The organism is Streptomyces sp. BBFR2, from assembly GCF_044497305.1.
Lineage (GTDB): Bacteria > Actinomycetota > Actinomycetes > Streptomycetales > Streptomycetaceae > Streptomyces.
In genome coordinates this window covers 2,303,171-2,322,031 of record NZ_CP172415.1, presented here as the reverse complement: position 1 = coordinate 2,322,031, position 18,861 = coordinate 2,303,171, and the positions used below count along the sequence as shown (strand labels likewise).

Here is an 18,861-nt window from a genome sequence, read left to right as displayed (position 1 = left end):
CGGCCGCGGGGCGTCTCGTGAAGACCGTGAACGAATACGGCACTCACGGGGCATCCCCGCGTCGCGGGGCCTACCTGCGGGCCGAGCCGGAGACCGGTGGCGAGGCGGGTCCACCCCCGCGTCGCGGGGCGTACGGTGTCTCCACTCCGGCCCGGCGACCTGCTCGGCCCCTCCCCGTCTCGCGGGGCGCATGCCTCGTCGACGATGACGAACGCGTTGCAGTGGGGGGCATCCCCGCGATCGCGGGTGTGCTCGAAGCTCTCCTGATCGACGCGGATCTGGTAGGGGGCATTCCCGCGTACGCGGGGACACCCTCGGCCGACGAGGTCAGCCACCAGCACTCGGGACCATGCCCGCACACGCGGGCCCCGCGCCTGCCACCCTCCGCCGAAGCAAACGGTGAAGGGGCCATTCCCGCACCCGCGGGCCCCACCCTCCCCGACCTGCGACTTCTCTCCGCCTAGCCCGCCTCCGACGCCTACTTCCCGTACCCCTCCAAAAACGCCCCGATCCGCGTGACCGCCTCCGTCAGATCGTCCTTGTTGGGCAGTGTCACCAGCCGGAAGTGATCCGGCGTCGGGTGATTGAACCCGGTCCCATGCACGATCATGATCTTCTCCGCGCGGAGGAGGTCCAGGACCAGTTCGCGGTCGTCGGTGATCTTGTAGACCTTGGGGTCCAGGCGGGGGAAGGCGTACAGCGCGCCCTTGGGCTTGACGCAGGTGACGCCGGGGATCTGGGTCAGCAGGTCGTAGGCCGTGTCGCGTTGTTCGAGGAGGCGGCCGCCGGGGAGGACCAGGTCGTTGATGGACTGGCGGCCGCCGAGGGCGGTGGCCACGGCGTGCTGGGCGGGCATGTTGGCGCAGAGGCGCATGTTGGCGAGGATCGTCAGGCCCTCGATGTACGAGGTGGCGTGGGCCTTGGGGCCGCAGACGGCGAGCCAGCCGCTGCGGTAGCCGGCGACGCGGTACGCCTTCGAGAGGCCGTTGAAGGTGAGCGTCAGCAGGTCGGGGGCGAGGGCGGCGAAGGGGGTGTGGGTGACGCCGTCGTAGAGGATCTTGTCGTAGATCTCGTCGGCGCAGACGATCAGGTGGTGGCGGCGGGCGATCTCGGCGATGCCGTTGAGGAGCGTTTCGTCGTAGACCGCGCCGGTGGGGTTGTTCGGGTTGATCACGACGATCGCCTTGGTGCGGTCGGTGATCTTGGATTCGATGTCCGCGAGGTCGGGCATCCAGTCGGCCTGCTCGTCGCAGCGGTAGTGGACGGCGGTGCCGCCGGAGAGGGAGACCGAGGCGGTCCACAGCGGGTAGTCCGGTGCGGGGACGAGGACCTCGTCGCCGTCGTCGAGGAGCGCCTGCATGGACATCTGGATCAGCTCGGAGACGCCGTTGCCGAGGTAGATGTCGTCGACGGAGACCTCGATGCCCTTGGTCTGGTAGTGCTGCATGACCGCGCGGCGGGCGGAGAGCAGGCCCTTGGCGTCGCCGTAGCCGTGGGCGGTGCCGACGGAGCGGAGGATGTCCTCCAGGATCTCCGGCGGGCATTCGAAGCCGAACGCGGCGGGGTTGCCGGTGTTGAGTTTGAGGATGCGGTGGCCTGCCGCTTCCAGCCGCATCGCCTCCTCCAGCACCGGGCCGCGGATTTCGTAGCAGACGTTGGCGAGCTTCGTTGACTGGATGACCTGCATGTCCGCCACTTTACGGGCGCCCGGGGGCGGCCGCCCGGTGTTCTTGCCCACGTTCGGGCCAGTGGGGAAGAAGGGGCCGGGCGGGGCGGCGGGCTCCGTCCGGCCGTCGCTGACCTGCGGATTTCGTCGGGTGGCGGCGGGCGGGCCGGTCCGGCGGTACGCTCCGGGCTCCGGCGGCGGGGCGCCCGGCCGGGTGCGCGGAGCGCGGTGGACGGGTACGGGCGCGCGGGGCGGACGTGGCAGCGGTACGGCACAGCGGTACGGCACAGCGGTACGGGGGCGGGAATGGCGGCGGGGCGGAACGGCGGCAGCGGCGACGGCGGGGGCGGTCGTCCGGGGAGCGGGGGCGATCTCCCGGGGAGCGGGGCCACCCCGTTCTCCCTGCTCAGCGATGAGCCGGTGATGGAGGCGGGCGGGGATCTGCTCGGGGCGCAGGCGGCGGCGCGGCGGCTGGCGGGGCTGCTGGTCGCCTCGCGTCCGGCGACGCCGTTCACGCTGGCGGTGGACGCCGGATGGGGGATGGGCAAGAGCAGTCTGATGCGGCTGGTGGACGCGGAGCTGACGGCGCAGCCCGAGGTGCACACCGTCTGGTACAACGCGTGGACGTCGACCGGCGCGGACGCGCTGGAGGGGCTGATCAAGTCGGTCCTGATGCGGTTCGACCGGCGGGTGCTGCGGCGCGGACTCCAGCGGGCGACGGAGCAGCGGGCGCTGTGGCGGGCGGTGCGGGCGGTCACGACGGTCGCGGCGGGGCCGCTGGGTGTCGCCGGGCTGGTGGACGAGTTGTGGAAGAGCCTGTCGGTCAATTCGCAGGCGCGGAACGAGATGCGGACGGCCATCGGGGAGCTGGTGGGGGAGTGGGCGCAGCGCCCCGGCGAGCTGCGGCGGATGCTGGTCGTGTTCATCGATGACCTGGACCGCTGCTCGGAGGAGACGGTGCTCGCGGTCTGCGAGGCGGTGAAGGTCTACCTCGACGTGCCGGGGCTGGCGTTCGTCGTGGGCTGCGACCGGTCCGCGATGGGGCCGAACGGGCTGCTGCGGGATCTGTCGCCCGCCGGGTCGGCGTTCATGGAGAAGATCTTCCAGACGAGTTTCCGGATCCCGGCGCCGGACGGCCGGGGCGTCGAGGAGTACATCCGCTGGTGCGCGCGGACCGCGGGTGTCGCGCCGCTGCTGGACGACGCGCTGGTCAAGCTGCTGGCGCAGCGCAGCGCACGCAATCCGCGACGGATCAAACGCCTGGTCAACGGCTTCGTGCTGGAAGCGACGCTGAACCCGGTCTGGCGCGACTTCGGGCCGGACGCGGTGCTGCGCACGCTGCTGCTCCAGTACTTCTATCCGGACTTCTACCGGATGATGACCGGCCCGTCGGGGACGGTGGACGGCGACGTGGTCGCGGAGTTCCGTACGTACCGGGAGGTGCGGCGGACGCTGCTGACGCCGCGCGGGTCGGTGCCCGAGGAGGAGGCGGCGCAGGCGGCGGAGTTCGTCGCCCGGTACGACCTGGTGCTGCCGGACGGGCCGGACACGCTCGGGCCGGAGACGCTTGCCGCGCTGGAGCATCAACTCCCGCGCGAATTCCCTGAGTTGGTGCTCAACGCCGGGTTCACCTCGCTGATCGACGAGCTGACCGGGCTGGACGACGCGGCCGCGCTGCTGCTGCGGCTGCGGGAGGGCCCGGTGCTCTCCGGGGACGGCCCGGCCCGGATGTCGGCCGCCTGGGAGCCGCTGCGGGAGGTGCTGGCCGGGATGCGGGACGGGCTCGACGCCGACGGATCGCCGCTGGCCTGGCCGGTGACGGCGCCGGAGGGCGGGCGCCCGGACGCCGTCCCGGAACAGGGGGCGGCGTATCCGGAGCTGCCGCCGGAGTTCCGGGTGGCGCAGCGGCCGGAGCCGTTCCGGCCGGGATCGGCCTCGTACCCCGGGGCGGCGGCGTACCGGGACGACGGCCCCTACGGGAGCGCCGGCCCGGGTGCCGTGCCGCAGGGGCAGGGGGCGTCGGACGGGCGGGGGCAGCGGTTCGGGGCCAGGCCCGGGGCGTACGGCGAAGCCGGGCGTCCCTGGCCGCCGCTCGATGTGCTGTGGGTGGACGATCAGCCCGACCGCAAGGCCGAGGTGACGACGGTGCTGCGGAACCTGGGAGGGGTGCGGGTGCGGCACGCGGAGTCGAGCCGGGAGGCGGTCGCCGAACTGCGGTCACGTAAGCCCGATCTGCTGATCTCCGACATCAGCCGCCGCCGCGATCACACCGCCGGGTTCACGATGGTCGAGCGCTTCCAGGCGGAGGGGCTGTACAGCGGGCCGGTGATCTTCTACACGATCCGGCAGAGCCCTGAACGGGAGGACCGGGCCGCGTCGTTGGGCGCCGGTCTCACCAATCAGGAGGCGAGGCTGCGGGAGTTGGTGCTGGAGGTTCTGGAGGACCGGCGCCGCACCATGGGCCGGCAGGGGCAACCGGACCAGCCGCCCGCCGGATACGACGAGGAGCTGTACCAGAGGTGGCGCGCGGCGAACCGCCCCGGGGACGGCCCGGCGGGCGACTTCCCTCTCCCGGCTCCGGATCCGGCCCTGACCAGGAATTTCCCCCTTCCTCAGCCCAGTACCGGCCCGCCCTTCCCGCTGACGGGCCCGCCGCCGCCCGAGGTTCCCGAGTTGGACCTCGCGGTCCTGTGGGTGGACGACGAGCCCGACGCGCTGCCCGGGATGACCGAGCTGCGCCGCCGGGGCGCCGACCTCCAGGTGGTGACCACCGACGCGGAGGTGCTGGCGCGGGTCGCCGCCCGCCGGGTGGATCTGCTCCTCTCCGACGCCACCCGGGACGGCGACCCGGACGCGGGTTTCGCCCTCGCCCGCCGCCTGCGGGACGAGGGGCTGTACGACGGCCCGATCGGCTTCTTCGTCGGACAGGTCACCCCCGAGCGGCAGCGGCGGGCGGCCGAGGTCGGTGCGCTCGGCGTGACCGACCGGGCCGGGACGCTGCTCGACTGGATCGATGAGACGCAGGCGGCGCGCCGCCGCGCCGCCGAGGGCGATGCTCACGCGGAGTGACGGGCGCGCCCCCGCGCACCGAGGCGTACGGGGCGCGCGCTGCAGCGGCGCCCGCCCCCGCCGGACGACCAGCGGTTGAGCCGCCGGACGTCCTCGGCCAGCTCCGCCCGGCGGGTGTCCTCGGGGCCGGGCGGTGGTGGCTTCGGGGCGCGTTCCCCGTTCCGCTCGGCGGTCACCGTTCCGTACCCGTCCCGGAAACGGCCTGGTGGAGGACGGTGGAGAGGCGCCGGGCGGTGGCGGTGTTGCAGTTGCCGAGGGCGACGAGCGGGGCGGTGTAACTCCCGGCGTACGACGGCAGATCGATGCCGAGCGAGGGGAGGGTGATGCCGTGCGCGGCGAGCGCGGTGCGGAGTTCCGTGAGGCAGTCGTCGATGTCGTCGTGGCGGGGGCAGTGGTAGGCGTGCGGCATGGGCGTCGGTTTTCTGTGCGTTCTGTGACGGGCCATGCACAGAGTGGCGCTGATCGGCGTAGCGTGGAAGCCCCTTCCCTTTCGGTGCGGAATCTGTGGAGCGGTGAACTATGCCGGTGAGCAACGAAATTGATGGTTCGGAGAGTGTCCTCGCTTTCTACGGCGCGGAGCTGCGCTACAAGCGGGAGCAGGCGGGCCTGACCCTCAAAGATGTGGTGAAGGACTGCTACTTCTCGGTGAGTTATCTGAGCGAGATCGAGCGCGGATACCGGCGGATGCCGCGGAAATTGGCCCTGCACGTGGATCGTGTACTCGGCACGGACGGATTCTTCACGCGGCGATGCGACGACGTCCGGAGGTCGCGCAGGGGCGGCCATGCCCATTACTTCGAGCGGGCATTGGAGGCGGAAGGGAAGGCCACGGGTATGGAGGAGTGGTATCCCGGCCTCGTTCCGGGGCTGCTGCAAACAGCCTCGTATGCACGGGCGTTGGTGTTGGGGGTGAATCCGCTCTCGACCGAAGAGGAAGTGGAGGAGAAAGTCTCCGCGCGGTTGGACAGGGCGCAGCTCTTCGAAGCGGATCACAAGGTTCCGGCGTACTGGATGATTCTGCACGAGTCCGTACTGAACCATCCCCTGCTGCCGCTGGGTGAGATGGCGGAACAGTTGAATCACATCGCGGAGTTGGGTCGGCGTCGTCGGGTCGTTACACAGATCCTTCCGTGTAATAGCGCGCCACACCCGCTGATGATGGGCTCGGTCAAGACGATGCGGTTCCGGGACGAGCCGCCTTTGATCTATATCGAGTCCGCGTACAGCGGTGACACTATCGATGATCCGGAGATCGTGGACCAGTACCTCAAGGCATATGACCTGGTGAGGGCCGCCGCGCTGCCACCGGCGGCGTCCCTGGAGATGATCCAGGCAACGGCAGAGGACTTCCGGAACGGCAAGCAACGGAATTGATTTGACCGATGCCGTGCGGCGTATGAGCACCTACACCAACGGCGACGGCGGCGGCTGAACAGAGGTCGGAGACGACCTCCCCGGCATCATCCCCGTCCGTGACACCAAGGACCGCGCCCGCGCCACGTTGATCTTCGGCGCGGGCGCCTGGGGCCGCTTCGTCACGGCGGTCAGGACCGACGCGCTGCGCGCCTGATCGCCCGGCCCGCGAGGGTGTCCGTCCGGCGGCCGTTCTCGATGACGAAGCGGCCGTCGATGAGGACGTGCGGGATGCCGGTGGGCAGGGTGCGGGGGGCGGCGAAGGTGGAGCCCGCGGCGACGGTGTCCGGGTCGAAGAGGACGAGGTCGGCGCGGTAGCCCTCGCGGATCAGGCCCCGGTCGGGGAGCCGCAGGCGGGCGGCGGGGCGGGAGGTGAGGTGGGCGACGCACTCCTCCAGGGAGAGAACGCCCAGCTCACGGACGTACCGGCCGAGGTACTGCGGGAAGGTGCCGTAGGCGCGCGGGTGCGGTTTGGCGCCCTGGAGGATGCCGTCGGAGCCGCCGGTGTGGACGCGGTGGCGCATGATCCGGCGGACGTTCTCCTCATGGCCGACGTGCTGGAGGATCGTCGGGCCGAGGCGGTCCTCGATCAGCAGGCGGCGGGCGACCGTCCACGGCTCCTCGCCCCGCTCGGCGGCGCTGCGGGCGACGGTCCGGCCCACGTACGCCGCGAGCGCCGGATCGGTCGTCCCGGAGATCTCGATGGTGTCCCACTCGATGGGGACGCCGTGGCAGCCGTCGGCGCCCTCCACCTCCATCGTGTGCCGGATGCGGGCGGCCACCTCCGTATCCCGCAGCCGGGCGAGGATCGCCTCCGGCCCGCCCTCGCTCGCCCAACTCGGCAACATCGCGACCAGCGTCGTACAGCCGGGCGTGTACGGATACGTGTCGAGGGAGATGTCCGCGCCGCCCTCCAGCGCCGCGTCGAGCAGGGCCAGCAGCTCCGGGGCGCGGTCCTTGTTCACGCCGAAGTTCATGGTGGCGTGCGCCAGATGCAGGGCGCAGCCCGCCTCGCGCGTGAGCGCCACCATCTCCTCGTACGCCTGGAGCGCACCGGCGCCGTACGAGCGGTGGTGCGGGCAGTAGTAGCCGTCGTACGCCGCCACCACGCGGCACAGCTCGGTCAGTTCGGCGTCCGAGGCGTACATGCCGGGTGTGTAGGTCAGGCCGGAGGAGAGGCCGACGGCGCCCTGCTGAAGGCCCTCGGCGACGAGCTGCTTCATCCGGGTCAGTTCGGCGTCGGTGGCGGGGCGGTCGTCCCAGCCCAGGGCGAGCATCCGGACGGTGCCCTGCGGGATGAGGTACGCGGCGTTGACGGCGATGCCGGCGCCGCCGAAACCGTGGTCGAGGCGGTCCAGATAGCCGCCGACGGAGCGCCAGGAGAAGTCGATGTCGCCGCCGTCGCCGTTCCACCCGGTGATCTGCGCACGGACCTCGGCCAGCGTGCGGTCGTCCACCGGCGCGTACGACAGGCCGTCCTGACCGAGGACTTCGAGGGTGACGCCCTGCGCCGCCTTCGCCTCGTGCGACGGGTCGCGCAGCAGCGCCAGGTCGCTGTGGGCGTGCATGTCGATGAAGCCGGGGGCGAGCGCGAGCCCGTCGGCGGACACCGTGCGGCGGGCGGACGGGCGCGGACCGGCGTCGCCCTCGCGGTGGACGGCCGCGATCCGGCCGCCGTCCAGGGCGACATCGGCGCGGTAGGACGGGCCGCCCGAGCCGTCGATGACGCGTACGTCGCGGAACACGGTGTCCATGAGGGGCTGCCTTTCGGTACGTCGGCCTTGCGGTCGCCGCGTGCGGCCGGTGTCCGGGTCGGTGCGCCGGTCGGGGGGGGGAGAGAAGGGGGCCCGGTGGTACGCGTCGCGGGGGATCGGTGCGTACCACCGGGGGCCGGGGGCGGGCCGCCGGGCGGCGGGGCCGCGGGTCAGAAGAAGGTGCGGATGAAGTCGGTGACCGTGCCGTCCGCCTCGACGAGGGGGATGAGCTGCCACTTGTCGAACGAGGTGCAGGGGTGCGACAGACCCATCCCGACCCAGTCGCCGACCTCCAGCGCACCGGCGTCCTCGGTGGCCAGCCAGGTGTGCTGGTCGGACAGGCCCGTGACGGTGACGCCGGTGGCGGGCCGCTCGGCGCCGTCCCGGACGGAACGGATCACCTGCGCCTGCGGCAGGTCCAGGTCGTAGGCGGCGTCCCGCTTCCCGGCGTTGGCGAACGCCTGGTGCGCGGTCGGCCGGGAGACGACCTGCGCCCAGAGGCGGAACGCGGGCTGGAGCGCGCCCTCCTCGGGCACGCGGTTGAACGGGGTGAGGTGGCGGTAGTGGCCGTCGTCGTGCGAGACGTACGCGCCCGAGCGCAGCAGCTTCAACACCGGGGCGGACAGCTCGGGAATCTCCGCGAAGACCTCGGCGACCGCGTCGAACCAGGCGCTGCCGCCGGCGCTGACGATGATCTCGTCCAGCCCGGCGAACCGGCCCTCGGCGTCGAACGCGCGGGCCAGCGCGGTGAGGCGGCGCAGCCAGGCGGTGACGCGGCCGTGGTCGGCGTCCGGGACCTCACCCTCGTAACCGGCGACACCGACCAGCCGCAGCGTGCCGGTCGCGGCGACGGCGTCGGCCACCCGGCGGCACTCGCCGTCGGTCCGGGCGCCGGTGCGGGCCCCCTCGCCCGCGCCCAGCTCCACGACGACGTCCACCCGGCGGCGGGCACCGGCGGCGCGCAGCGCCTCGTCCATCAGCGCGACACCGCGCACCGAATCGACGTAGCAGACGAAGCGGAACTCCGGGTCGGCGTCCAGCTCGGCGGCGAGCCAGCGCAGGGCCGCCGGGTCCACCAGCTCGTTGGCGAGGAAGATCCGGGCGATGCCGTGGGCGCGGTAGACACGGGCCTGGTGCGGGACGGCGGCGGTGATGCCCCACGCGCCGTGTTCGAGCTGCCGGTCGAAGAGCTGCGGCGCCATGGACGTCTTGCCGTGCGGCGCGAACGCCAGACCGTGGCGCTCCGCGTACGTCTCCAGCAGCGCGAGGTTGTGCTCCACGGACTCGGCGGAGAGCGCGAGGACCGGGGTGGTGAAACCGCCGTCGAAGAGGTTGCGGCGTTCGGCGGCCAGCTCACCGACGGTGCGGCCCTCGGCGTCCGGGGGGAGCGCCTTGAAGCGGTGATCGACGCGCTCGTCGGCGAGCGCCCGGGTGGCCGCCGCGGGGGCGGGGGTGTGCGGGTCCGCGGCGGGCCGGTCGGTGAGCCGGTCGTCGGCCATGGGGCCTCCTCGAAGGATGGGCGCCGGGCGCGGGCTGCGTCGCGGCGTACCGGGGCGGTGGTGCGGGGGTGCACGAGGCGGATGCCGGGGCGATACGGGCCGGGCGCCGCTGGGTGCGTTGCGCATTCTGCAACACCCATTGCGTATATCGCTTAATGCTGTCTAACATCCGAGCCAGCACCGGGTCAATGGTGAGCGTCGGCGGCCGGAACGGCACCGGCACGCGCCGGACCCGGGCCGGAAAACCGGAGGTCGCGGCGGTCCGCCCCGCCTCGCCGCCGGCGCCCCGGCACTCCTGCCCGCACGCGCCGCGAACCGCCGCCCGGCCTCGTCCCCCCCCGAGCCGCCGCCCGGCACCGTCCCCACCGCGACGCGCGCCGGACGGACCGCCCCGGCATCCGGCACCGCCATGGCTTCCCCCCCACACGGCACAGCTAAGGAGCACCACCCTCGTGACCAGGCCCTCGAACGCCAGCGGCACCGCAGGCCAAGGCGGCGCCGCCCCGCACGGCACCGGGCTCCCGGCGGGCGGTCCCGCGCTCCCGGCGGACGGCTCCGGGCTCCCGGCCGGCGGCTCCGGACTCCCCGCGGGCCCCGCCGACGTCGTCTGCCTCGGCGAGTCCATGGTCACCTTCCTGCCGACCCGCCCCGGGCGCCTCGCCGACGTCCCCTCCTTCGAGCGCGCCATCGGCGGCGCCGAGTCCAACGTCGCCTGTGTGCTCGCCGCCGCCGGACACCGCGCCCGCTGGGTCTCCCGGGTCGGCACCGACGGCTTCGGCGACCACCTTCTCGACGCCATCGCCGCCCACGGCGTCGACACCGGCCACGTCGCCCGCGACCCGCACCGCCCCACCGGCATCTACTTCCGTACGGCGGGGGAGCGGGCCACCGGCGCCGACGGCGAGGAGCCCGGCACCGCCGAGGTCGTCTACCACCGCGCCGGATCCGCCGCCTCCGCCATGGCGCCCGGCGCCCCGGAGCCCGACGCCCTCGCCGGGGCCCGGATCCTGCACCTCACCGGCATCACCGCCGCCCTCTCCGACACCTGCCTGGACCTGCTGCGCACCCTCACCCGCCGCACCCCGCACCGCCCCCTCGTCTCCTTCGACGTCAACTACCGCGTCGGGCTGTGGCAGGGCCGCCCCCAGGGCCCGGAGATCCTGCTCGACCTCGCCCGCGGCGCCGACCTCGTCTTCGTCGGCGAGGACGAGGCCGCCGCCGCCTGGGACCTGCACGGGCCCGAGGCGATCCGCGCGGCCCTGCCCGAGCCCGCCGTCCTCGTCGTCAAGCAGGGATCGGAAGGGGTGACGGTGCTGCACCGGGAGGGCTGGGCGGCCGCCGGGAGCGGCACGGCTTCCGGGGCCGCCGCGGCTTCCGGGGCCGCCGCGGCTTCCGGCGGCGGCGCGCGCCCCGGCACGCCCGGCCCGCGCCCCGCCGCGGACACGCCCGTTCCCGACACCGTCACCTACGCCCCGGCCCTCACCGTCGACGTCGTCGCGCCGGTCGGGGCGGGGGACGCGTTCGCCGCCGGGTTCCTGTCCGGGACGCTGCGCGGGCTGCCGGTCTTCGACCGGATCCGGCACGGACACCTCATGGCCGCCGCCGCCCTCACCGTCCCCGGCGACCTCGCCGCACCGCCGCGCCGCGCCTTCGCCGACCGCCTCGCCGCCCTCCCGGCCGAGGACTGGGGGAGACTGCGACTCGGCCCCGGCTGGACGGCGGAGCCGCACGACGCACGGGTGGAGGTCCCCCAGACATGAGCCAGACAGTCGACCGCGCACTGAGCATCCTGCCGCTGCTCGCGGAGGGACCGGCGGGCCTCGAACAGGTCGCCGTCCGCCTCGGCGTCCACAAATCCACCGCCCTGCGGCTGCTGCGCACCCTGCACGAGCACGGCATCGTCTACCGCCAGCCCGACCAGCGCTACCGCCTCGGCGCCCGGCTCTTCGCCCTCGCCCAGCAGGCCGTCGAGAACCTCGACATCCGCGACATCGCCCACCCCCACCTCGTCGCCCTCAACGAGAGCTGCGGACACACCGTCCACCTCGCCGTCTACGAGGAGAACGAGGTCCTCTACATCGACAAGGTCGAGAGCCGCTACCCGGTGCGGATGTACTCGCGGATCGGCAAGCCCGTCGCGATCACCGTCGCCGCCGTCGCCAAACTGCTCCTCGCCGACCTGTCCGAACCCGAGCGCCGCGCCCTCGCGGAGAAGCTCGACTACCCCCTCTACACGCCCCGTTCCACCCCGAACGCCCCCGCCTTCCTGCGGGAGCTGGAGAAGGTACGCGAACAGGGCTGGGCCACCGACCTCGGCGGCCACGAGGAGTCCATCAACTGCGTCGGCGCCCCGATCCACGGCGCCGACGGCCGGGTGGTCGCCGCGATGTCGGTCTCCGCGCCGAACGTCGTCGTCACCGCCGACGAACTCCTCACCCTCCTGCCGCTGCTGCGCCGCACCGCCGACGCCATCAGCCGGGAGTACTCCGGAACAGCAATCCCCCGGCCCCCCGCCGGCCCCGCACAGGAAGCCTGAACACCATGACCGAGAAGACCGCGCTCACCCCGGCCACCCACACCACGCCGCCCGCGAAGTTCTCGCACGGCGTCAAGAAGGGCAACATCCTCCAGGTCGCCGGCCAGGTCGGCTTCCTGCCCGCCGTCGAGGGCCAGGCCCCCACCCCGGCCGGTCCGACCCTGCGCGAGCAGACCCTCCAGACCTTCGCCAACGTCAAGGCGATCCTCGAAGAGGGCGGCGCCACCTGGGACGACGTCATGATGATGCGCGTCTACCTCACCGACGTGGACCACTTCGCCGAGATGAACGAGATCTACAACGCCTACTTCGAGGAGCAGGGCCTGACCGCCCCGCCCGCCGCCCGCACCACCGTCTACGTCGGCCTGCCCAAGGGCCTCCTCATCGAGATCGACGCGCTCGCCGTCCTCGGCTGAGCCCACGGGCCCGGCCATCCGGCCACCGTCCGCCCCGGTGCGGGCCACCCGCCCGCACCGGGCCCGCCGGCCACCCGTACGGCGCCCACCGCAGGGACGCCGTACGGGGCCCGCGCCCGGAAGCCCGCCGCAGGGGCCGCCCGGTCGCACCACCCCCACGAGCAACCGCCTTGCCCTTAAAGAGCCTCCACCCGCACCACCCGCCGCACGGCGCGGCGCCCCGTACCGCAGGGGCGCCGTGCCGCGGTCCGCCCTGCCCCGAGACGCATTCCAGGGAGCCTCCGGGCCCCCGCCGACAACGGAGTCACACGATGTTCCTCGCCGCCGCCACCGCCCCCGCGCCGCCACCGCCTCCGCACACCGGCGGGCTGCTCGCCCTCATACCGGGCACCCCGGGACTGCTGACCGTCGCCGTCCTCGGCATCGCCCTGCTGCTGCTCCTCATCATCAAGTTCCGGCTCCAGCCGTTCGTCGCGCTGCTCACCGTCTCCATCGCGGTCGGCCTCGGCGCCGGACTCTCGGTCACCGAACTCTTCGGCACCGTCCAGAAGTCCGACGTGAAGTCCATGATCGAGAGCGGTATGGGCGGCACCCTCGGCCATATCGCGATCATCATCGGCCTGGGCACCATGCTCGGCTCGATCCTGGAGGTCTCCGGCGGCGGTGAAGTGCTCAGCACCCGCCTGCTCAACCTCTTCGGCGAGAAGCGCGCCCCGCTCGCCATGGGCCTGACCGGCCTCCTCTTCGGCATCCCGGTCTTCTTCGACATCGGCATCTTCGTCCTCGCGCCGATCGTCTACGCGGCGGCCAAGCGCGGCGGCAAGTCGATGCTGCTCTACTGCCTGCCGCTGCTCGGCTCGCTGTCGATGACCCACGCCTTCCTGCCGCCGCACCCCGGCCCCGTCGCCGCCGCCGGACTCTTCCACGTGGACCTCGGCTGGGTCATCCTCATGGGCCTGATCTGCGGTATCCCCGCCGTCCTCGCCACCTGGGCGTGGGCCGCCTGGATCGGCAAGCGGATCTTCGTCGAACTGCCGCAGGACATGGCCGAGGCGGCGGACGAGGCGAAGGCGGCGGTCCTCGCCGAACAGCGCGCCGCCGGCGTCACCCCGCGGGAGAAGCCGGTCTCCCTGGGCGCCGTCCTGACGATCATCGCGATCCCGCTGGTGCTGATCCTGCTGTCGACGTTCTCGTCCATCGTGCTGGACCCCAGCACGCTCCGCTCCGTCATCGAGTTCTTCGGCAACCCGTTCGTCGCGCTGACCCTCGCGCTGTTCGCCGCGTACTACCTGCTCGGCATCCGCCGGGGCTGGTCGCGCAAGTCGCTGGAGCGGGTCTCGACCGCCTCGCTCAAGCCGATCGGCAACATCCTGCTGGTGGTCGGCGCCGGCGGGGTCTTCGGCGCGGTCCTCCAGGGCAGCGGCGTCGCGACCGCCCTCTCCGACACCTTCCACGGCGTGGGCCTGCCCGTCATCGTGCTGGCCTGGCTGCTCTCGCTGGTCCTGCGCGTCGCCCAGGGCTCGGCGACCGTCGCCATCGTCACCACCGCCGGCATCGTCCTCCCCCTCGTCCAGGACCAGGGCCTCTCCCAGCCCCACCTGGCGCTGATCATCATGGCGATCTCCGCCGGTTCGATCTTCGCCTCGCACGTCAACGACGGCGGCTTCTGGATGGTCGCGAAGTACTTCGGCATCTCCGAACGCGACACCCTCAAGTCCTGGACGGTCCTGGAGTCCGTCCTCTCGGTCGCCGGCTTCGCCGTGGCGGCGCTGGTGAGCCTGGTCGTGTAGCGGTCCGGGCGGGCCGCCCGGAGGCGGCGGGTGCTTCCGTACGGGGTGCGTGCCGCCGCCTTCCCGCGTCCGGGGAGCGTGGCACGGCGCCCCCGGAACAACCCGGACAACCCCGCCACTCCGGGCGCCACAAGGGGGCACGGTACGTCAACTTCCGGTTGATCCGGACCGATTCATTGCCCTGGGGCCTCCGTGCGCCAACAATGCGCACGACAAACCGAAGGGCTGTTCGCCCTGCGGTACGCAGCGTGAGAGGACCCCACAATGAACCGACCTCTCGTCGGCACCCTCGCCACCGTCGTCCTGGGCGCCGCCGCCCTGGTGGGCACCGCCGGGACGGCCGGCGCCGCCCCGCGGTCCGGCACGGAGGCCACCAGCACGTTCCGTGCGCCCGGCGCGATATCCGCCCCGGCGGCGTCCGGCGTCCACACGAAGACGGCGAACTTCGCCGGCACCGTCGCGCTCGACAACTGCTCGGGCTCGATCATCAAGCTCCCCACGTCCAAGGACACCGACCCGGCGCTCGTCATGACCAACGGGCACTGCCTGGAGTCCGGGATGCCCGGCGCCGGCGAGGTCATCACCGACCAGCCCTCCAGCCGCGGCTTCACCGTCCTGGACGCGAACGCCGGTGACCTCGGCACCCTCAAGGCCACCAAGGTCGTCTACGCGACGATGACCGACACCGACGTCACCCTCTACGAGACCGGCTCCAGCTACGCCGACATCCAGCAGAAGTACGGCATCGAGCCGCTGGAGCTGGACACCGCGCACCCCACCGACGGGCACAAGATCACCGTGGTGTCGGGCTACTGGAAGCAGACCTACTCCTGCTCCATCGACGGTTTCGTCCCCCAGCTCAAGGAGGGCGACTGGACCTGGAAGGACTCGGTCCGCTACACCACCGACTGCAAGACCATCGGCGGCACCTCCGGCTCCCCGGTCATCGACGAGGAGACCGGCAAGGTCACCGCGATCAACAACACCGTCAACGAGGACGGTGAGAAGTGCACGATGAACAACCCGTGCGAGGTCGACGAGAACGGCCAGGTCTCCGTCCACAAGGGCACGCCCTACGGCCAGGAGACCTACGGCATCGCGAAGTGCTTCACCGCCGGGAACAAGCTTGACCTGAACGCTTCGGGCTGTGAACTGCCCAAGCCGTCCGGCGTCCGCCGCTGACACCTGCGGCAAGGCTGACACCCGCGAAAGGACCGGGCCCCGCGCGCACGCTACGCGGGGCCCGGCCCGTATGAGGGGTGGCGCCGGGCCCGCCGCATCCGGGCCCGCGCGCCGGGTGGCTACGGCAGCCCGTGCACGTGGCCGCCTACCTGGGTGGCGAAGGCGTTGCCGTTCTTCGCGTCCCAGTTGGTCGACCAGGTCATCGCACCGCGCAGCCCCGGATACGTCTTCGACGGCTTGAACGTGCCGCAGCCGCTGCCCTTCGTCAGGCAGTCCAGCGCGTCGTTGACCACCGACGGCGCGGTGTAGCCGCCGCCCGCCGCGCTGGAGGACGCCGGGACGCCGAGGCCCACCTGCGAGGGGTCGAGGCCGTTCTCCAACTGGATGCAGGCCAGCCCGGTCAGGAAGTCCACCGTGCCCTGCGAGTAGACCTTGCCGTCACAGCCGAGCATCGAACCGCTGTTGTAGTACTGCATGTTGACGACGGTCAGGAAGTCCTTGATGGCCAGCGCCGTCTTGAAGTACTCGTTCTGCGGCGACTGCATGTCGATGGTCTGCGGCGCCATCGTCACCACCACATCGGGGTGCTTCGCGTGCACCGCCTTCAGCGCCTGGGACATGTAGGTGGAGTTCAGGCCGTTCTCCAGGTCGATGTCGACACCGTTGAAGCCGTACTCGTCCATCAGCTTGTTCAGCGACGCGGCGAAGGCGTCCGCGGAGGCGGAGTCGGCGACCGACACCGACCCCTTCTCCCCGCCGACGGAGAGGATCACCGACTTGCCCGCGGCCTGCTTCGCCTTGATGTCGGCCTTGAAATCGTCCACGGAGCCGTAGCCGAGCGCCGGATCGAGGTGGAAGGTCAGCTCGCCCGGCTTGCCCGTGGCGTCGGCGAAGGCGACCGCGATGATGTCGTACGCGTCGTCGACGTCCTTCAGCTTCTGGACGGTGGCGCCGTTGTCGAAGTTCTGCCAGTAACCGGTCACCGCGTGCTTGGCGACGGCGGACGCGCCCGCGGCCGGGGCGGGCGCCCGGTGGCTCGCCGGCGCCGCCTGGGCGGTGCCCGCCGACAGCGCGCCGGCCGCCAGCAGCGCGGTCGCGGCGGCCGTGGCCAGCAGCGTCTTCCTCGTCGTACGGGATCGGACGTTCCTCGATGGTGCGCGAACCACGACTGCCTCCGTCTGTGGGGGAGTTGGGGGGTGCGGATGCGCGCTCAGGGGCCCCTGCGCTGCCGTACAACGTGGTCCAGACCAATGCCTCTGTCAAGGTTTCCGACGCCACCCGTTGCCCCGTGCGGGTGGCGGGCGTGACGATGGCGGGGAGGTGAAGTGGCCCTTCCGCGGGGGCCGCAGGCCCGGGGCGAGTGGTCCGGAACGTGTTCTCCCGGGCGTATCTCGCGGATAAAGTGCTGGACGTACGGCGCCGAAGAGGCCGCCCCGCGCGCCCGTGAGGGAGCAGCGGAGCGACCGCGGGAGCGCGAGCAGTGCCGATCCGCGGCCCCGGGGCCCCCGGAGGCCGGAAGGAGTTGGGGGGAAGCGCGTGCCGACCGCGATCGCCGTCACCGGCTCCGATCTCGCGCTGCCCGCCGCCGACCGCACCACCCCCGCGGCGGTGGTGCTCCCCGCGCCGCACCTCCAGCCCCTCGACGAGGCGCTGACGCGGACCGCCGCGGTCCTCGAACACCACGGCCACCTCGTCGTCCTCTACTCCGACGCCTGCCCGGCGGAGCACGTACGGCGGCTGCACACCCTGCGCGCCCTCCTGGAGAGCGACCGCATCGCCCTGGTCAAGGTCGACCTGCCGCCGCTCGGGCTCGCCGTCCTCGCCCGCCAGCTACGGGAACTCTCCCGCTCGGCGCTCAGCCCCGGCGTCCTCGCCTGCGCCGCCCGGCTGCTGGCGCACTACATCCACGCCGGGGCGCTGCTCGCCACCGTCGGCGGACTGGACCGCGTCGAGGTCGATCTCCGCGCCCATATGGCGTCCTGGCTGCCCGGCGTGCAGTTCGCGGTCCTCGCCGCCCCCGCGCCGCACCTGGTCAGAGTCGAACGCCACAGCACCGACGTCGGCCTTCCCGCCCCCTCGTACGCCACGGAACTGGCGCTCGCCAGGGGGCATTTCACCGGCGACTGGGTCGGCTCCGTCCTCGCCCCCGCCTGGCAGGTGCGCGGCGCCGAGGAGGTCCCGCTGCCCGCCGAGTCCGCCCACTGGTGGGGCACCCGCAAGCTCGTCGAGTTCGCCGCCGCCATCCCCGACCCGGCCCTGCTGCACCGCCTGGTCTCCTCCGTCCGCCGCGAGGAGTGCGCCTGGTGCGGCCTGGAACTCCTCGGCGACCGCTGCGCGTTCTGCGGTACGCCCGGACGCGCCGGGGAGCCCGTCGCCGCAGGTGGACGCGCGGTGACCGGCGGGGCGACGGGCACCCGGAGCACCCCGGCCGCACTGCCGCCGGGCGGCCCGCCGGCGCTGCCCGGACCGCCGCCCGCCGCGGCGGCGCCCGCCGCGGTCCCGCCCGGGGGAGCGCCGCCGGCGGCCGCCGCGCCGTCGCCGCCGGACGCACCGCCCGTGGGCCCGCACCACCCGGGGGCGCTCCCGGGCGGGCCGCCCCTCTCCGGTCCGCTCCCCGGCGGCCCGCCGTTCCCGGGCCCGGCCCCCGGCCCCGGAGGCCCGTTCGCCGGGCCGCCGCCCGCCGGTCCGGCCGTACCTCCGCCGCCCGCCGGGCCCCCGTACGGTCTCGGGCTCTCCCCGGTGGCGCCGCCCGGCGTGCCCGGGGGCGTGCCCCGTCCGCAGCAGCCCCGTCCCGCCCCGATCGAGGTCCCCCACCCATGAACGCACGTCAGCGCCGCGGCCTGATCCTGCTCCTGCTGTCGGTCCTGTGCGCGGCCGGCGCCTTCGCCGGGGTGCTCTCCGTCATCCGTAACGTCGAGTCGAAGGTCGGCCCGGAACGGACCGCGTACCGGCTGAAGGCCGATGTGGCGGCCTACACGCCGCTGGATCCTGGGCAGTTCGAGAAGGTCGCGATGCCCGAGCGGTGGCTGCCGCCGACCGCCGTCACCGACCTCGACGCGCTCAGCGGGAAGATAGCGGTCACCCCGCTGCACAAGGGCTCGCTGCTCCAGAACGACATGATCGTCGCCCGGCCCGCGCTCCAGCCCGGCCGCCAGGAGATCGCCATCATGATCGACGCGGCCACCGGTGTCGCCGGGAAGATCACCCCGGGCGCCCGGGTCAACATCTACGCCACCTTCGAGGGCAAGCGCCCCGAGGACAAGCCGGTCTCCAAGGTCATCGTGGCCGGTGCCCAGGTCATCGACGTCGGCAAGCTCACCCCGCTCGCCGCGCAGGACCCCGGCGACACCGCCACCGCCCGCCGCGAGGGCGAGGCCGTCCCGATCACCTTCTCGCTCGACACCAAGGACGCCCAACGCGTCGCCTACGCCGAGTCCTTCGCCTCCCACGTACGCCTCGCCCTGCTCGCCCCCGGCTCCGACCGCGCCATCCCGCCGGGCGAGCGCACCTACACCCTCGACGGCGACAAGTGACCC

At 72.9% G+C, this 18,861-nt stretch carries 15 protein-coding genes; 10 read left to right on the top strand and 5 right to left on the bottom strand.

What is annotated here, in order from left to right; genetic code table 11:
• Positions 1-478: 478 nt before the first annotated feature.
• Positions 479-1,687, bottom strand: coding sequence for a pyridoxal phosphate-dependent aminotransferase (locus ACGH2B_RS08670; RefSeq protein WP_399086598.1), 1,209 nt, complete (start codon positions 1,685-1,687; stop codon positions 479-481).
• 285 nt (positions 1,688-1,972) lie between these two features.
• Between ACGH2B_RS08670 and ACGH2B_RS08665 the strand changes: the two genes are divergently transcribed.
• Positions 1,973-4,735 carry a P-loop NTPase fold protein gene (locus ACGH2B_RS08665; RefSeq protein ID WP_399086595.1) on the top strand — a complete coding sequence of 921 codons (2,763 nt, stop codon included), beginning with the start codon at positions 1,973-1,975 and terminating at the stop codon, positions 4,733-4,735.
• Between the two features lie 172 nt (positions 4,736-4,907).
• On the opposite strand, the gene ACGH2B_RS08660 is transcribed toward ACGH2B_RS08665, so the two are convergent.
• Positions 4,908-5,144, bottom strand: a complete 237-nt coding sequence (locus tag ACGH2B_RS08660) for a hypothetical protein (RefSeq protein WP_399086592.1) — start codon at positions 5,142-5,144, stop codon at positions 4,908-4,910.
• A gap of 110 nt (positions 5,145-5,254) precedes the next feature.
• Between ACGH2B_RS08660 and ACGH2B_RS08655 the strand changes: the two genes are divergently transcribed.
• Together ACGH2B_RS08655 and ACGH2B_RS08650 are read left to right on the top strand one after the other, a co-directional pair.
• A complete protein-coding gene (locus tag ACGH2B_RS08655; protein WP_399086589.1) occupies positions 5,255-6,109 on the top strand; it encodes a helix-turn-helix domain-containing protein in 855 nt (284 codons plus the stop codon).
• A gap of 85 nt (positions 6,110-6,194) precedes the next feature.
• The gene (locus ACGH2B_RS08650; RefSeq protein WP_399096817.1) at positions 6,195-6,305 is read left to right on the top strand and encodes a DUF397 domain-containing protein; all 111 of its coding nucleotides are present in this window, start codon (positions 6,195-6,197) and stop codon (positions 6,303-6,305) included.
• On the opposite strand, the gene ACGH2B_RS08645 is transcribed toward ACGH2B_RS08650, so the two are convergent.
• The gene (locus ACGH2B_RS08645) at positions 6,280-7,902 is read right to left on the bottom strand and encodes an amidohydrolase family protein (RefSeq protein WP_399086586.1); all 1,623 of its coding nucleotides are present in this window, start codon (positions 7,900-7,902) and stop codon (positions 6,280-6,282) included. The genes ACGH2B_RS08650 and ACGH2B_RS08645 overlap by 26 nt on opposite strands.
• Positions 7,903-8,072: 170 nt before the next feature.
• Positions 8,073-9,401: an alanine racemase gene (locus ACGH2B_RS08640; RefSeq protein WP_399086583.1), complete on the bottom strand. Its 1,329-nt coding sequence runs from the start codon at positions 9,399-9,401 to the stop codon at positions 8,073-8,075.
• Positions 9,402-10,024: 623 nt separating this feature from the next.
• Between ACGH2B_RS08640 and ACGH2B_RS08635 the strand changes: the two genes are divergently transcribed.
• From ACGH2B_RS08635 to ACGH2B_RS08615, 5 genes are all read left to right on the top strand, one after another.
• Positions 10,025-11,161 (top strand): sugar kinase, encoded by a 1,137-nt coding sequence (locus tag ACGH2B_RS08635; protein ID WP_399096814.1) that lies wholly within the window; start codon positions 10,025-10,027, stop codon positions 11,159-11,161.
• Positions 11,158-11,937, top strand: coding sequence for an IclR family transcriptional regulator (locus ACGH2B_RS08630; protein ID WP_399086580.1), 780 nt, complete (start codon positions 11,158-11,160; stop codon positions 11,935-11,937). Before ACGH2B_RS08635 ends, ACGH2B_RS08630 begins: the two co-directional genes overlap by 4 nt.
• A 5-nt stretch (positions 11,938-11,942) precedes the next feature.
• On the top strand, positions 11,943-12,353 hold the full coding sequence (locus tag ACGH2B_RS08625; RefSeq protein ID WP_399086577.1) for a RidA family protein: 411 nt from the start codon (positions 11,943-11,945) through the stop codon (positions 12,351-12,353).
• Positions 12,354-12,664: 311 nt separating this feature from the next.
• Positions 12,665-14,143 (top strand): GntP family permease, encoded by a 1,479-nt coding sequence (locus ACGH2B_RS08620; RefSeq protein ID WP_399086572.1) that lies wholly within the window; start codon positions 12,665-12,667, stop codon positions 14,141-14,143.
• Positions 14,144-14,407: 264 nt separating this feature from the next.
• The gene (locus tag ACGH2B_RS08615) at positions 14,408-15,325 is read left to right on the top strand and encodes a serine protease (protein WP_399086569.1); all 918 of its coding nucleotides are present in this window, start codon (positions 14,408-14,410) and stop codon (positions 15,323-15,325) included.
• A gap of 119 nt (positions 15,326-15,444) precedes the next feature.
• On the opposite strand, the gene ACGH2B_RS08610 is transcribed toward ACGH2B_RS08615, so the two are convergent.
• A complete protein-coding gene (locus tag ACGH2B_RS08610; RefSeq protein WP_399086566.1) occupies positions 15,445-16,491 on the bottom strand; it encodes a chitinase in 1,047 nt (348 codons plus the stop codon).
• A 370-nt stretch (positions 16,492-16,861) separates the two neighbouring features.
• Between ACGH2B_RS08610 and ACGH2B_RS08605 the strand changes: the two genes are divergently transcribed.
• Both ACGH2B_RS08605 and cpaB read left to right on the top strand, forming a co-directional pair.
• Positions 16,862-18,145 carry a hypothetical protein gene (locus ACGH2B_RS08605; RefSeq protein ID WP_399086563.1) on the top strand — a complete coding sequence of 428 codons (1,284 nt, stop codon included), beginning with the start codon at positions 16,862-16,864 and terminating at the stop codon, positions 18,143-18,145.
• A complete protein-coding gene (gene cpaB, locus ACGH2B_RS08600; RefSeq protein WP_399086560.1) occupies positions 18,142-18,858 on the top strand; it encodes a Flp pilus assembly protein CpaB in 717 nt (238 codons plus the stop codon). The genes ACGH2B_RS08605 and cpaB overlap by 4 nt, the downstream gene beginning before the upstream one ends.
• The last annotated feature ends 3 nt before the right edge of the window (positions 18,859-18,861 follow it).

Excerpts from the sequence above, each read along its gene's own strand:
- ACGH2B_RS08670 (WP_399086598.1), bottom strand. The coding sequence starts at position 1,687 with ATGCAGGTCATCCAGTCAACGAAGCTCGCCAACGTCTGCTACGAAATC.
- ACGH2B_RS08665 (WP_399086595.1), top strand. The coding sequence starts at position 1,973 with ATGGCGGCGGGGCGGAACGGCGGCAGCGGCGACGGCGGGGGCGGTCGT.
- ACGH2B_RS08660 (WP_399086592.1), bottom strand. The coding sequence starts at position 5,144 with ATGCCGCACGCCTACCACTGCCCCCGCCACGACGACATCGACGACTGC.
- ACGH2B_RS08655 (WP_399086589.1), top strand. The coding sequence starts at position 5,255 with ATGCCGGTGAGCAACGAAATTGATGGTTCGGAGAGTGTCCTCGCTTTC.
- ACGH2B_RS08645 (WP_399086586.1), bottom strand. The coding sequence starts at position 7,902 with ATGGACACCGTGTTCCGCGACGTACGCGTCATCGACGGCTCGGGCGGC.
- ACGH2B_RS08640 (WP_399086583.1), bottom strand. The coding sequence starts at position 9,401 with ATGGCCGACGACCGGCTCACCGACCGGCCCGCCGCGGACCCGCACACC.
- ACGH2B_RS08635 (WP_399096814.1), top strand. The coding sequence starts at position 10,025 with ATGGTCACCTTCCTGCCGACCCGCCCCGGGCGCCTCGCCGACGTCCCC.
- ACGH2B_RS08630 (WP_399086580.1), top strand. The coding sequence starts at position 11,158 with ATGAGCCAGACAGTCGACCGCGCACTGAGCATCCTGCCGCTGCTCGCG.
- ACGH2B_RS08625 (WP_399086577.1), top strand. The coding sequence starts at position 11,943 with ATGACCGAGAAGACCGCGCTCACCCCGGCCACCCACACCACGCCGCCC.
- ACGH2B_RS08620 (WP_399086572.1), top strand. The coding sequence starts at position 12,665 with ATGTTCCTCGCCGCCGCCACCGCCCCCGCGCCGCCACCGCCTCCGCAC.
- ACGH2B_RS08615 (WP_399086569.1), top strand. The coding sequence starts at position 14,408 with ATGAACCGACCTCTCGTCGGCACCCTCGCCACCGTCGTCCTGGGCGCC.
- cpaB (WP_399086560.1), top strand. The coding sequence starts at position 18,142 with ATGAACGCACGTCAGCGCCGCGGCCTGATCCTGCTCCTGCTGTCGGTC.